Origin of the sequence: Nitrospirillum amazonense (assembly GCF_007828035.1) — a bacterium.
Taxonomy (GTDB): Bacteria; Pseudomonadota; Alphaproteobacteria; order Azospirillales; family Azospirillaceae; genus Nitrospirillum; species Nitrospirillum amazonense.
Window position 1 is genome coordinate 133,002 of the sequence record NZ_VITV01000004.1, and the last position, 12,169, is coordinate 145,170.

Consider the following 12,169-nt stretch of genomic DNA (forward strand, 5'->3'; position numbering starts at 1 on the left):
AAGACGATGGACAGGTACACCGGCAAGCCGTTCCTACGCCTGATCGAGTGCTACATTCTGGATCTTATCGACCAGCTTGAAGACAAGCAGCGGGCGACGTTGAAGGCGATGGAGCCCAACCTGCAAAAGACCTACAGCGCGCAAGGAACGTGGCAGGAAATCGTCGCCGCTCAAATGGCGTTTACCGAGTCATTCAACGCACAAGTTCGCACGTTCTGGAACGGATATCTAAACCATGCGAGGGCCAACCACGCCTCCGTACATCCGGAGGAGTTCGTAATCTCCCTAGTCGATCAGAACTTCAACTCTGATCAATCACCCCGCTGAAACGGCGCCCCCGAATGACGACAGAGGGTGATCAATTCCAAGTCTGGCTGATGGATATGAGTGATGCGATCGAGCGCTTCCTTCAGTCCGTCCCCACGCAGGTCGCTACGCGGCTGGACTACTCGGCCGAATCGCTGAACGTGATCGAAAAGTACATTCTGGACAGATACTCCACGATCGACGACATCAAAAAGCAGAGCGAAGCCAAGATCATCGACGGCATGGCGCGCTATGTCGGCCAAGTATTTCGCAAGCACTTCGGCGGGAAATGGATCATCGATTTTTCCGACAAGAAGAATGCGTTCTACGGCCTTCCTCAGTTGTCGGGCATGCAAGAACAGCGGACGGCGTCTTGCCCGCTGACCCTGGTGACGGCGTCCACCGACCGGCGGACGGGGAAATTCATTCGGACCGTCTTTGAAAACTATCGCCAGCGGATCGCCCAGGCCCCGAAATGAACGACGCAGCATCGGCGCTGGTCATCGACCTCGTACAGGAATTCATCACCTTCCTGAACAGCCACAGCCCCGGCTGGATCAAAGGCTATTACCGGTTTCGGGCGGAGGAGGCCCGGCATGGCGCCAACGCCTCCTACACCACCGCTTCGGACGTCCAGCTCATCGGCGCGGTGAAGGCCAGCCCGCTTTACGCGGCGATGAACGAAACGGGATCTGCGCTGCTCCGCGCCCTGGGGAAGGAAACGGGTGTCTTCCTACTGACGGTGGATACCGGCGCTCAATACGACATCCGGTTCGATTGGGATGATCTGGACCGGTGGCGAATCACCAAGCTGGACGGCGGCACGGGTTTGCCAGCGGGGGCGTGACGCCCCCGCCCCTCAGCTCGGGTCCTCGATAAAGGCGATCAGCGGGGCCCAGTCCTGGCGCAGGTCGGCCAGGCGCTTGGCCTTCTGGTCGAACAGGCTGAGGCCGGCGGCGGCCGCGTCGGGGTAGGCCTGGCTGTCGCGCAGGCGGGTCACCACGCGATGGCCCACCGTGCCCAGGAAAGTGTCCAGCCGGTCGGCGGCGCGGGTGCGGGCGCGCACGCGGTTGCCCACCACCGCCACGGCCTTGCGGCTTTTGCGGATGGGCTTCAACTCGTCCAGCTTCTTCAGGAAGCGTTCCGTCGCCTGCTCGTCAAACGCGCCGGGCAGCAGGGGCAGCACGATCACGTCGGCCTCGGCCACCAGCTGTTCCACCTCCTTGGGCTTCAGGGCGGCGGGCGCGTCGATGACCAGCACCTCGGCCCCCTTAGGCACGCCGCCGATCTCCTTGGTCCAGTCCAGGGCGGCGATGACCGGGGCGGTGACCGGCCGGCGGGCCAGCCAGCCCAGGGACGACTTCTGCCGGTCCACATCGGCCAGGACGGTTTGCCGGCCGTCGGCGGCGAAGGCGGCGGCCAAGTGGGTGGCGACCGTGGTCTTGCCGACGCCGCCCTTGATGTTGGCCACGAGGATGGAAAGCATAGGGTGCCGGTTCCTTGAAATGCAGCAGTGAGGAGGGTCAGGAGGGCGGGTGCGGCCAGTGGTCCACCGGCGTCCAGAAGGGGTCAGCGTCCAGGAAGTCGTCCACCGCGCGGCAGAGTGCCTCCTCCCCCACCGCCATGTGGGCGGCGTGCCAGCCCAGCACCAGGCCGGCGCCCATGTCCCAGCCGGCGGGGCTCACGTCCTTGGCGGCGGCCAGGTCGGCCCGCAGCTCCCGGATCAGCGCGTCCATGGTGGCGACGTCGTTCAGGTGGCCCAGCCCGTCCTGCAGGCCGGACAGCCGTTCCAGATACTTGCGCACCGCCTTCTGCGGGTAGATCTCGCGGAAAAAGTCCACGGCGTAGCGCAGCTTCTTCATGGCGATGCGCAGGCCGTGGCGGGCGGGCGCGTCCAGCCGTTCGAAATGGCGGCTGCGCTTGGCGGCGCGGTGGCGCTGCCGGGTCAGCACGGCGTCGGCGAAGGGCAGCAGCGGCTGGCCAAGCCAGGCCAGGCGATCGGCCGGGGCATCATCGCGCCAGCAGCGCCCATCCACCCAGCGGCCCAGGGTCAGCAACAGCTCGGTATAGCCCGGGCCCGACACGGCGGCCCGCGCCGCCGTATGGCCCCGGCCCCGCGCCCCTTGCGCCGCCACAGCCAGCGCCTGCAGGCTTTCCTGCTCCGGCATGGCCGCCGCCACCGGCGTCAGCAATTCCTCCAGGAACACGTCCCAGGACCGGGCGGGGCCCACGGCATCGGCAAGGCCCTTCAGCGCCGTCTTCAGGGTGGTGGCCTGCGCCTCGGGCAGGATGGCCTTGAACAGGGTGAGGGCGGAGCGCAGGCGCCGCACCGCCACCCGCAGCTGGTGCACGCCCGAGGGATCGCCGGCCAGCACCGCGCCCTCGTTCGCCGCCATGTGGTGCAGGCAGGCGCGGGCCACGCCGGCCAGCGCCGCCTCCACCGTATCATCGGGATGGAAGTTCAGGGGGCCGGCCTTCACCGCCTTGGGCGCCGCCGCATCCCCCCGCGCCAGGGCGTAGCCACGCTCCGCCTTGGTGCGCAGTTCCAGGCGCAGGGGCACGGCGCGGTGCAGGGCCAGCGCCAGGTCATAGAGCACGCGGCGGTCCTGGCCCTCGGCCAGTTCAAGCTCCAGCTCCGCGATCGGCTCTTCCCGGCCGTCGGCCGCGCGGGTGACGCCCTGGTCCACCGCCACGTCCACCGCCAGGCCGGCGACGAGCGGGAGGGTGCGGGTCCAGCGCTTGACCTCGTTGCTGAAGACGGGTCCCAGGCGGCGCAGATCGACACCGCCCAGCAGGGCCTGGGCGGCGGCGTCGGTGAAGGCCTGGGGCACCAGATGCCCATCCGGCGCCGGGATTTCCCATTCCGACCGGGCCAGGGCCATGCCCCCACCGGCCGCCGGCCCCTTCAGGGTCTGCAGCACCTTAGCACCCGAGTGGCGCAGGCGCAGGCTGACGCCCCGGGCGGCAAGGTCGCCCTCCGGCGTGTCGAAATAGGTGTTGCGCAGCGTCTTGGTGACGGCGCGCGGGCCGGCCAGAACCGGCGCCGTCTTCAGCCGGCCGAGGTGCCGGGGATCGACCGCGAGCTTGAGCTCGATCTCCTGCGGGGCGGCCGCAGGCACGGAAACGGGCGCACCCTCCGCCGGATTGGCGGGGGGAACGGATGACGTCGACGGGGATTCGGGCATCTAGGCGGGGTCCGGCATTGCCAGGGGCGGCGGCCGCTTGGGGGCGCGCCCTTGTCCCCCAACGCTATAGGACGCCCCGGGCGGCGACAATATGGTGAATGGTTAAACTTTAAGCGCTCACCGGTGCGCCCATTACAAGTGACCATGCCGCACGATGGCCAGGTTGATGGCCAGGTGCACCACCACCGTCAGCACGAACCACAAGGTCCGCGCCGCCGGATACGTCGCCCGCACCGCCCACAGCTGGCCGAAGGACAGCGCCACGTGCAGCAGGCTGGGCACCGACCGCGCCACCAGCACCGTGCCCAGGGCCAGCAAGGGCGGGAATCCCAGGCTGAGACAATGGACATTGCCGGCCGCGCACAGCGGCAGCATGCCGCGCGCCAGCGCCCAGACGGCCACGCCCAGCTCCCACGCCGCCCAGGCATAGCCGGCGCTGACCGCCGCCCGGGTGTCACGGTTGCTGAGCGACAGCAGCAGGTAGCGCCCCGCCTCCTCCACGCAGGCCCCCAGGATCAACAGCAGGGTCACGGGCCCGACATGGCCGCCGGACAGGCCCAGGGCGCCCAGGTCGTGGGCGAACCAATCCTCCATGGCGGTGACCCCGGGCAGGACCAGCAAGCCGGCGGCCAGCACCCGCCCCTCCAGCACGCCCCGGCGGGCCAGCACCAGGGTCACCAGGGCCAGGATGACCAGGAAGAGGATGTAATAGATCACGCGGGCGTTCCCATTTGTTCGAGCGCCAATGAGGTAAAGCGGGCTCCGCCTTTCGGCCAGAGTGGTGTAGCGGGGCGGCTTGTGCGGTTGCAACAGGGTCCCGCCTATGCTTCCTTGGCCCCCGTCTCACGCCATTCCACCTTGATACGGGCCGGGAACCGAAGCCATGACTTTCAAGACCCTAGACGATATCGCCCCCGCCAGCCGCACCGTGCTGGTCCGCGCCGACCTCAACGTCCCCGTGCAGGATGGCCAGGTGACGGACGCCACCCGCCTGGTCCGTCTGGTCCCCACCTTGAAGGAACTGGCGTCCAAGGGCGCCAAGGTCGTGGTGCTGTCGCATTTCGGCCGGCCCAAGAACGGCCCGGACGAGAAGAACTCCCTGCGCCAGGTGGTGCCGGCCCTGTCGGACGCCCTGGGCGCCCCGGTGGCCTTCGCCGGCGATTGCATCGGCAAGCCGGCGCAGGACGCCATCCGCGCCCTGGAAAAGGGCCAGGTGCTGGTGCTGGAGAACCTGCGCTTCCACGCCGGTGAGGAGAAGAACGACCCCGCCTTCGCCGCCGAGCTGGCCAAGCTGGGCGATATCTACGTCAACGACGCCTTCTCCGCCGCCCATCGCGCCCATGCCTCGACCGAGGCGCTGGCCCGCCTGTTGCCGGCCGCCGCCGGCCGCCTGATGCAGGCGGAACTGGTGGCCCTGTCCAAGGCGCTGGGCCAGCCGCAGCGGCCGGTGGCCGCCGTGGTCGGCGGCGCCAAGATCAGCACCAAGCTGGACCTGCTGCTGAACCTGGTGGGCAAGGTCGACATCCTGGCGCTGGGCGGCGGCATGGCCAACACCTTCCTCTACGCCCAGGGCGTGGACGTCGGCGCCTCGCTGGCGGAGAAGGACATGGCCGACCAGGCCCGCGCCATCCTGGCCAAGGCCGAAGCCGGCGGCTGCCAGATCCTGCTGCCCAAGGACGGCGCGGTGGCCAAGCAGTTCAAGGCCCACGCCCCCTCGCGCATCGCCGCCCCCGGCGATATCGCGGCCGATGAGATGATCCTGGATGCCGGCCCGGCCACGGTCGCCTATTACGGCGAGAAGCTGGCCACCGCCAAGACGGTGGTGTGGAACGGCCCCATGGGCGCCTTCGAGATCGAGCCCTTCGACGCCGCCACCAACGCCGTGGCCAAGATCGTGGCCGACCTGACCAAGGCCGGCACCGTCCTGTCCGTGGCCGGCGGCGGCGACACGGTCGCGGCCCTGGAGCATGCCGGCGTGGCCGACGCCTTCAGCTACATCTCCACCGCCGGTGGCGCCTTCCTGGAATGGCTGGAAGGCAAGGAGTTGCCGGGCGTAAAGGCGCTGGAAGAGTAACCCTCAATCGCCGGGCGGCGGCATCCGCCGCCTTGGCTTCCTCGCTTTTCAGTCCGCTGACGCTCCCCAAAAAGCTCCGGCGGACGCGGTCGCGTCCTACAGCGGCATGAGGCGATCTCATGCCGCTGGCGGGTTGAACACCCCTCCCCTATAAAATTAACCAAACCGGTGCAGCTTGGCGCCGTGCGCCTTAAGCCAGGCGCGCGGTTTGTCGACGTCACCGGCCAAGTCCGCGCACAGGGCCCAGAACTTGGGCCCGTGGTTCATCTCCTTGAGGTGCGCCACCTCGTGCGCCACGACGTACTCAACGATCTGCGGCGGGGCCAGGATCAGGCGCCAGGAATAGCTGATGCGGCCGGTGGCGGAGCAGCTGCCCCAGCGGCTGCGGGTGTCGCGCACGGAGACGCCGCTGGCACGCAGTTTGGCGCGGGCAGCCGTCTCGGCCGTCAGGGCCGACAGGTGGCGCCGCGCCTCCGCCTTCAGGAAATCGGTGACGCGGCGGTTCAGAAATTCCGCCTCCCCGCCCACGCACAGGTCCAGGCTGGCCGGTCCCTCGACCAGGCGGGCGCCGCCCCTACGGCCGGGGTCGTGGCGGATGACGGCCGACCGGCCCAGCAGGGGCACCGCCATGCCATCGATGAAGGGCTGGCGCGGCGGCAAGGCTGCCAGGCGGGCGTTCACCCAATCCAGGTGGCGGCCGACGAAGCCCGCGACCTCGGCATCGCCCACGCGCGGTGGAACGGTGACGCGCACGGTGTCGGTGGCGCCGTCGACCTTGAGCGAGAGGCGCCGGGCGCGCGGGCTGCGCCGCACCTCCACCGGCTGGGTTATGCCGGCCACGCGCAATTGCGACACCGTGGTCGGCGCCACCCGCGCCTTCGTCCTGGTTTTCGGCGCTGGCCTTGTCGGGGCCGTCAGCCCCATGCCGCGCAACAGGCCCATCAACCCCATTGGTCCCGGCCCCTCGACATCCTCCGGCGGCCAAACCATGGCCCGCCACTCACCTCTATATAAGGGGTCCCGGCACGAGGCGCACCCCCATATGCGCCGCCCGCCGGTGTGAACGGGACGGGCGGTGGATAATGATGGGTAGATGTCCGGGTAGGATGGGGCATCGGCGCGGCGGGGCCGCCCCCACAAAAGCGAACCCCCGTGCCGGTCAGGGCAACGGGGGTTCTGTTGGCTTCAGTGAAGCTCAGATAGTCCATCGAGCGATACACCGGTCAGTAACCGGCATCAGCAATCGCTATATGTGTGGAGCTGTCACACAGCTCATACAGTACGCATCGGTGGAGTCATGGTTTGACACACCCTCCTGGTTACGGGCAACACATCGAATACTGCATGCATTCGACGATTTACCTGATCTGGTGGGCTAATCTGGTTTCTGATGCCTCCTGAGTGCTTCGGTAAGACAGATGGTGCGCCTGTTACAGTTCGGCGTCAACCCCATTACGCACGCCTTTTCGCCCCCCTTCTGGATAGCTTTTTCCGACCCCGCCGTTGACAGGTCGGCCCCCGCGACGCACCGTCGGCGTACAGCGCACGGGGCAACCAGCGCCGTGATAACAAGACCCTGAGGGAGGGGCCCCGATGCCCGCCGACCTGATCCTGGCCATCGACCAGGGTACCACCTCCACCCGCGCCATCCTGTTCGACGCCAACGGCCGCCCCCTGGCCACGGCCCAGCGCGAGCTGCCGCAGCATTACCCGGCGGATGGCCAGGTGGAGCATGAGCCGGAGGACATTTGGCGCGACACGGTGGCGGTCTGCCGGGACGTGGTGGACCAGGCCGGGGTGGCTGCCGCCCGCGTGGCCGCCATGGGCATCACCAACCAGCGCGAGACCACGCTGGTGTGGGACCGGCGGACGGGGGAGGCGCTGCACCCGGCCATCGTCTGGCAGGACCGCCGCACCGCCGGCCTGTGCCAGGCCCTGCGCCGCGAGGGGGCGGAGGCCATGGTGCGCCAGCGCACCGGCCTGCTGCTGGACCCCTATTTTTCCGCCACCAAGCTGGCCTGGATCCTGGACACCGTCCCCGGTGCCCGTGCGCGGGCCGAGGCGGGGGAGCTGGCGTTCGGCACCATCGACTGCTTCCTGCTGTGGCGCCTGACGGGCGGCCAGGTGCACGCGACCGACGCCACCAACGCCGCCCGCACCCTGCTGTTCAACCTGGAAACCCTGGACTGGGATCCGGAGCTGCTGCGCCTGTTCGGCATCCCGGCGGCCGTCCTGCCCCGGGTGCTGGACAACGCCGGCGCCTTCGGCGTCGCCACCGCCGACCTGCTGGGCCGGCCCATCCCCGTGCTGGGCATGGCGGGCGACCAGCAGGCCGCCGCCATCGGCCAGGCCTGCCTTACACCCGGCATGATCAAGAGCACCTACGGCACCGGCTGTTTCGCCCTGATCAACATCGGCGACACCCCGCGCCCGTCCAACCACCGCCTGCTGACCACCCTGGCCTACCGCCTGGACGGCCGCGCCAGCTATGCGCTGGAGGGGTCGATCTTCGTGGCCGGGGCGGCGGTGCAGTGGCTGCGCGACGGGCTGAAGCTGATCCCGGACGCGGCGTCCAGCCAGGGCCATGCCGAGGCGCTGGCCGACACCGGCGGCGTCTATCTGGTGCCGGCCTTCACCGGCCTGGGCGCCCCCTATTGGGACCCCGACGCGCGCGGCGCCATCCTGGGCCTGACGCGCGACAGCGGCATCAGCCACATCGTGCGTGCGGCCCTGGAGTCCGTCTGCTACCAGACCCGCGACCTTATGGACGCCATGGCGGCCGACAGCGGCTGCGCCCTGACCGCCCTGCGCGTGGATGGCGGCATGGTCGCCAATGACTGGCTGATGCAGTTCCTGGCCGACCAGCTGGACCTGACGGTCGAACGGCCGGCGGTGACGGAAACGACGGCCCTGGGTGCCGCCTTCCTGGCCGGCCTGGCGGCGGGCCTGTTCCCCGGGCTGGACGCGATATCCACCCTGTGGCGGGAAGAACGGCGCTTCGAACCCGCCGCCGATCCGGCCGCGCGGGAGCGCCTGTATGACGGCTGGAAGCGGGCGGTCGGGCGGGTGCGGAGCGGCTGATTGCATGCGGCGTTTCGTCGCGGATTATCGCTATGCGTGCAAATTTTCGAGGAGATTCTTACACAATCATAGCATTCGATGGCGCCGCGCCAGCCCTGGGGCGAAGCCGGCATGGGCGGGGGCCCGGCCATCCTCAACAAGGTGGGGGCGGGTTTTGAGTCGTTTGTTGATGCGCATGGCGACCTTTACAGGAGTGGCCATGGCGGGGGCACTGGGTCTGGCGCTGCCCCCGGAAGGCGTCACCGCCCAAGCCGCGGACGCGCAATGCACCCTGGACCGGTGGATCGTCCCCGTCGTCATGGAAGGCAACCAGCCCCTTATCCCCGGCGAGATTAATGGAACGCCCGTCAAATTCCTGATCGACACCGGCGCCAACGACAGCTTTATCCTGCAAGGTGCGGCCAAGCGATTGAACCTGCCGAAAGGTCGGCTGAAGGGCTATGCCTATGGCGTGGACGGCAAAAGCGACATCAACGACACCATCATCAAGACACTGACCCTGAACGGCAGCAGCGCCAGCGATGTCCCCATTACCATCGCCGGCCAAGGCGACAATTTGGGTCACCCCGATGTCGTCGGCGTATTGGGAGAGCGCTTCTTCAGCCACTATGATGTCGAGCTGGATTTCGCCCATAGCCGGGTGGTGCTGTATACGCCCCATAATTGCGGCGACGCCGACTTGATGACTTGGCAGGGCAGCTACTCCGTGGCGAGTTTCCGCCCCATGACGTCCTTCCTGCCGCAGGTCATCATCGACTTGCAGATCAATGGCACTCCTATACAGGCCTTGCTGGACACCGGTGCTTATTTCTCGGTGCTTACACTGGATGCTGCGCAACGGCTGGGAATGACACCGGCCTCGCCCGACGCTAGACCGGTGGCACCCAGTGGCGGCGTCAACGGCAGGGCCGTTTCCACCTGGGTTGGAACTTTCGACAGCTTCACCCTGGGGGACGAAACTATCCGGCATCCGAAGATGCGCTTCGGCCTTCTGCGCAGTGGTTTCGAATCTTTCAATGCCCGGGATGCGACCACGGTGGCCGGAATGCAAATGCTGCTGGGGGCGGACTTCCTGCGCAGCCACCATGTGCTGATCGCCCATAGCCAGCATAAGCTCTACTTCAGCTATGTGGGCGGCCCGGTGTTTCAGACTGATGCGCCGCCCCCCGCCGTGGCGGCACCCGTCGCCCCGGCGGCCGAGCATCAAAGCGAATAGAACGCTGGCCGGCGCCGGACAGGCGCGCGCATAGTCACGGCAACGCGAAAAAAAAGATGAAGACGGGGGCCTCATGGGGATGATGAAGACGAAAATTCGCGCGGGCGTGTCGGCGCTCGCCCTGATGGCGCTGGCGCTCCTTCCTTCGGTGTCCGCCCAGGCGGCCTCCTCCTGCAAACTGGCCCAGGTCGCGGCCATTCCCCTGGAGATGGACGGCAACATCCTACTGGCCCGCGTCGCCATCAACGGCAAGCCCGCGCGCATGCTGGTCGACACCGGCGCCTGGATGTCGATCCTGACCCGGTCGTCGCTGGCCCCCTTAGGCCTGAAGGCGGTGGACGCGCAAGGTGAGATGATCGGCATCGACGGAACCAGCCGCCTGCTGCAGACCACCATGGACAGCCTGGAACTGGGTACCTGGCATGGCCGCGATGTCCGCGTCTATGTCGGCGGCTATGGGTCCTTGGGGGACAATGCCGTCGGCGCCCTGGGCATGGACCTGCTGGAACGCTACGACATGGAATTCGACCTCGCCCACAACCTGCTGAACCTGTTCAAGCCGGAGAAGTGCGACAACGATGTCCTGGCCTATTGGTCGAACAGCTACAACGTCACAGACATGGATGATGTGCGCGGCAACCGCTCCCGCATCCGCGTTCCCGTGCTGGTCAACGGCCAGACCGTGCACGCCGAACTGGACAGCGGCGCCAGCATCACCGTGCTGGATGAGGGCGTGGCCCGTCGCGTGGGCGTCGATGTCGTCGCCGGTGAGGGCGCGAAAGCCGGGACCCTGCAAGGCGCCAACGGCTATGCCGTCGAGACCCATATCGGCACCTTCGACAGCTTCAGCATCGGCGATGAGACCATCCGTCATGCCAAGCTGCGCGTGACCGACCTCTACAACCGCGTGGGCACGACCTATGTCGGCAGCCGCCTGAGCACTTCGTACGGCGACACCGACATGTACCTGGGGGCGGATTTCCTGCGCAGCCACCGCGTCTACATCGCGTCCAGCCAGCGCAAGGTTTATTTCACCTATCAAGGCGGCCCGGTGTTCCAGGTGGTGGGCCCGGCGCTGACCTCCGCGTCCCGCGGCGCCAAAGCGGACGAGGAGACGGAGCCGTCCGCCGCCGCCCCGACGAAAGCCCAAGGGCAATAGCGGCGGGGCCCGTTTCCCGTCGCGGCGCTTGATCCCTACACCGTTTGCGTGCACTCCTCTATGTGCATAAATGCGAACAACGATGTCGGGCAGGAGATGGGGAAGCGGATGCGCGTGCGATCGCGGGCTTTGCTTGCTGGGGTAGCCTTGTTGGCCCTGTCCATGGTCGCCGGAACGACGGCCTGGGCCGCCGACACCTGCCAGATGATCAAGTCGGATACCCTGCCGGTGGTCATGGATGGCAACCAGCCGCTGGTGAAGGTGGAGGTCAACGGCCACCCCGTCTATTTCCTGGTCGATACCGGCGCTGCCCTCAGCATGATTCTACGCAGCAAGGCGGAGGAGTTGGAGTTGCCAGGCTTCAGCGGCCGCAACGGCACGCTGAGTGGCGTGGGCGGGCGCAGCGACATCCAGACCACGCGCATCAAGACCTTCACCCTGGGCAGGCAGACGGTCACCGACATGGCCCTGAACCTGGCGGGGGAGCGGGCGCTCGGCCGCGAGGATGTGGTGGGCCTGCTGGGCGAGGATGTGTTCCGCAAGTTCGACGTGGAACTGGACCTGGCCCATGAGATCATCAACCTGTACCAGCCGCGCGGCTGCGAGAACGCCTTCCTGGGTTTCTGGGCTGACAACGCCATGACCGCTGACATCCACACGGTGAACCCGCAGAACCCTCATATCATCATGGACGTGACCCTGGGCGGCCAGGCGGTGCAGGCCATGCTGGATAGCGGCGCTACGCATTCCGTCCTATCGTCGCAGGCGGCGGCCCGCATCGGCGTGACGCCAGAGACGCCGGGCGTGGTCATGGCCAACGCCGCCCAGGGCCTGGGTGCCAAGACGGTGCAGGAATGGGTCGGGGTCTTCGATGGCTTCACCCTGGGCGATGAGACCATCAATCACGCCAAGCTGCGCTTCGGCGACTTGTTCGGCAGCGGAACCTACACCGACAGCGGGTCGCGCATCGCCCGAACCACCCAGGCCAGCACGGACATGCTGCTGGGTGCGGACTTCCTGAAAGCCCACCACGTGCTGATCGCCCACAGCCAGAACAGGCTGTACTTCACCTACAACGGCGGCCCGGTGTTCCAGGTAACGGGCCCCGCCCTGAAGCGCGCGGCGGGCGGCGACGGCGCCAACTGACC

12 protein-coding genes are annotated in these 12,169 nt (G+C 67.7%); 8 read left to right on the forward strand and 4 right to left on the reverse strand.

All coding sequences use genetic code 11. From position 1 onward, the window contains the following. The first annotated feature begins 6 nt into the window (after positions 1 to 6). Genes FBZ87_RS12070 through FBZ87_RS12080 form a run of 3 tightly spaced genes read left to right on the forward strand, consistent with a single transcriptional unit; the run spans position 7 to position 1,153 of the window. Positions 7 to 327, forward strand: coding sequence for a hypothetical protein (locus tag FBZ87_RS12070; RefSeq protein ID WP_145610588.1), 321 nt, complete (start codon positions 7 to 9; stop codon positions 325 to 327). Positions 328 to 341: 14 nt separating this feature from the next. Continuing rightward, entirely contained in the window at positions 342 to 785 is a 444-nt protein-coding gene (locus FBZ87_RS12075; protein ID WP_145610589.1) for a hypothetical protein, read from the forward strand. Beyond that, a complete protein-coding gene (locus FBZ87_RS12080) occupies positions 782 to 1,153 on the forward strand; it encodes a hypothetical protein (RefSeq protein ID WP_145610590.1) in 372 nt (123 codons plus the stop codon). The genes FBZ87_RS12075 and FBZ87_RS12080 overlap by 4 nt, the downstream gene beginning before the upstream one ends. A gap of 12 nt (positions 1,154 to 1,165) precedes the next feature. Here FBZ87_RS12080 and FBZ87_RS12085 read toward each other — a convergent pair whose 3' ends face one another. From FBZ87_RS12085 to FBZ87_RS12095, 3 genes are all read right to left on the reverse strand, one after another. Continuing rightward, the gene (locus tag FBZ87_RS12085; protein ID WP_145610591.1) at positions 1,166 to 1,792 is read right to left on the reverse strand and encodes a ParA family protein; all 627 of its coding nucleotides are present in this window, start codon (positions 1,790 to 1,792) and stop codon (positions 1,166 to 1,168) included. Between the two features lie 37 nt (positions 1,793 to 1,829). After that, positions 1,830 to 3,491 (reverse strand): CYTH and CHAD domain-containing protein, encoded by a 1,662-nt coding sequence (locus FBZ87_RS12090; RefSeq protein WP_145610592.1) that lies wholly within the window; start codon positions 3,489 to 3,491, stop codon positions 1,830 to 1,832. A gap of 132 nt (positions 3,492 to 3,623) precedes the next feature. Continuing rightward, positions 3,624 to 4,208, reverse strand: a complete 585-nt coding sequence (locus FBZ87_RS12095) for a hypothetical protein (protein WP_145610593.1) — start codon at positions 4,206 to 4,208, stop codon at positions 3,624 to 3,626. A 166-nt stretch (positions 4,209 to 4,374) separates the two neighbouring features. Between FBZ87_RS12095 and FBZ87_RS12100 the strand changes: the two genes are divergently transcribed. Next, complete coding sequence (locus FBZ87_RS12100; protein WP_145610594.1) at positions 4,375 to 5,565, forward strand: phosphoglycerate kinase; 1,191 nt, start codon at positions 4,375 to 4,377, stop codon at positions 5,563 to 5,565. A gap of 156 nt (positions 5,566 to 5,721) precedes the next feature. Here the strand turns inward: FBZ87_RS12100 and FBZ87_RS12105 are convergent, their stop codons facing one another. Next, on the reverse strand, positions 5,722 to 6,435 hold the full coding sequence (locus tag FBZ87_RS12105; protein ID WP_246134372.1) for a M48 family metallopeptidase: 714 nt from the start codon (positions 6,433 to 6,435) through the stop codon (positions 5,722 to 5,724). Positions 6,436 to 7,158: 723 nt separating this feature from the next. On the opposite strand from FBZ87_RS12105, the gene glpK reads away from it, so the two are divergent. The 4 genes from glpK (at position 7,159) to FBZ87_RS12125 (ending at position 12,167) form a co-directional block, all read left to right on the forward strand. Continuing rightward, positions 7,159 to 8,646: a glycerol kinase GlpK gene (gene glpK, locus FBZ87_RS12110; protein ID WP_145610595.1), complete on the forward strand. Its 1,488-nt coding sequence runs from the start codon at positions 7,159 to 7,161 to the stop codon at positions 8,644 to 8,646. Positions 8,647 to 8,815: 169 nt separating this feature from the next. Beyond that, entirely contained in the window at positions 8,816 to 9,862 is a 1,047-nt protein-coding gene (locus FBZ87_RS12115) for a retropepsin-like aspartic protease (protein WP_186454728.1), read from the forward strand. Positions 9,863 to 9,941: 79 nt separating this feature from the next. Next, entirely contained in the window at positions 9,942 to 11,021 is a 1,080-nt protein-coding gene (locus FBZ87_RS12120; protein WP_186454729.1) for a retropepsin-like aspartic protease family protein, read from the forward strand. Between the two features lie 108 nt (positions 11,022 to 11,129). Further along, on the forward strand, positions 11,130 to 12,167 hold the full coding sequence (locus FBZ87_RS12125) for a retropepsin-like aspartic protease (protein ID WP_186454730.1): 1,038 nt from the start codon (positions 11,130 to 11,132) through the stop codon (positions 12,165 to 12,167). The last annotated feature ends 2 nt before the right edge of the window (positions 12,168 to 12,169 follow it).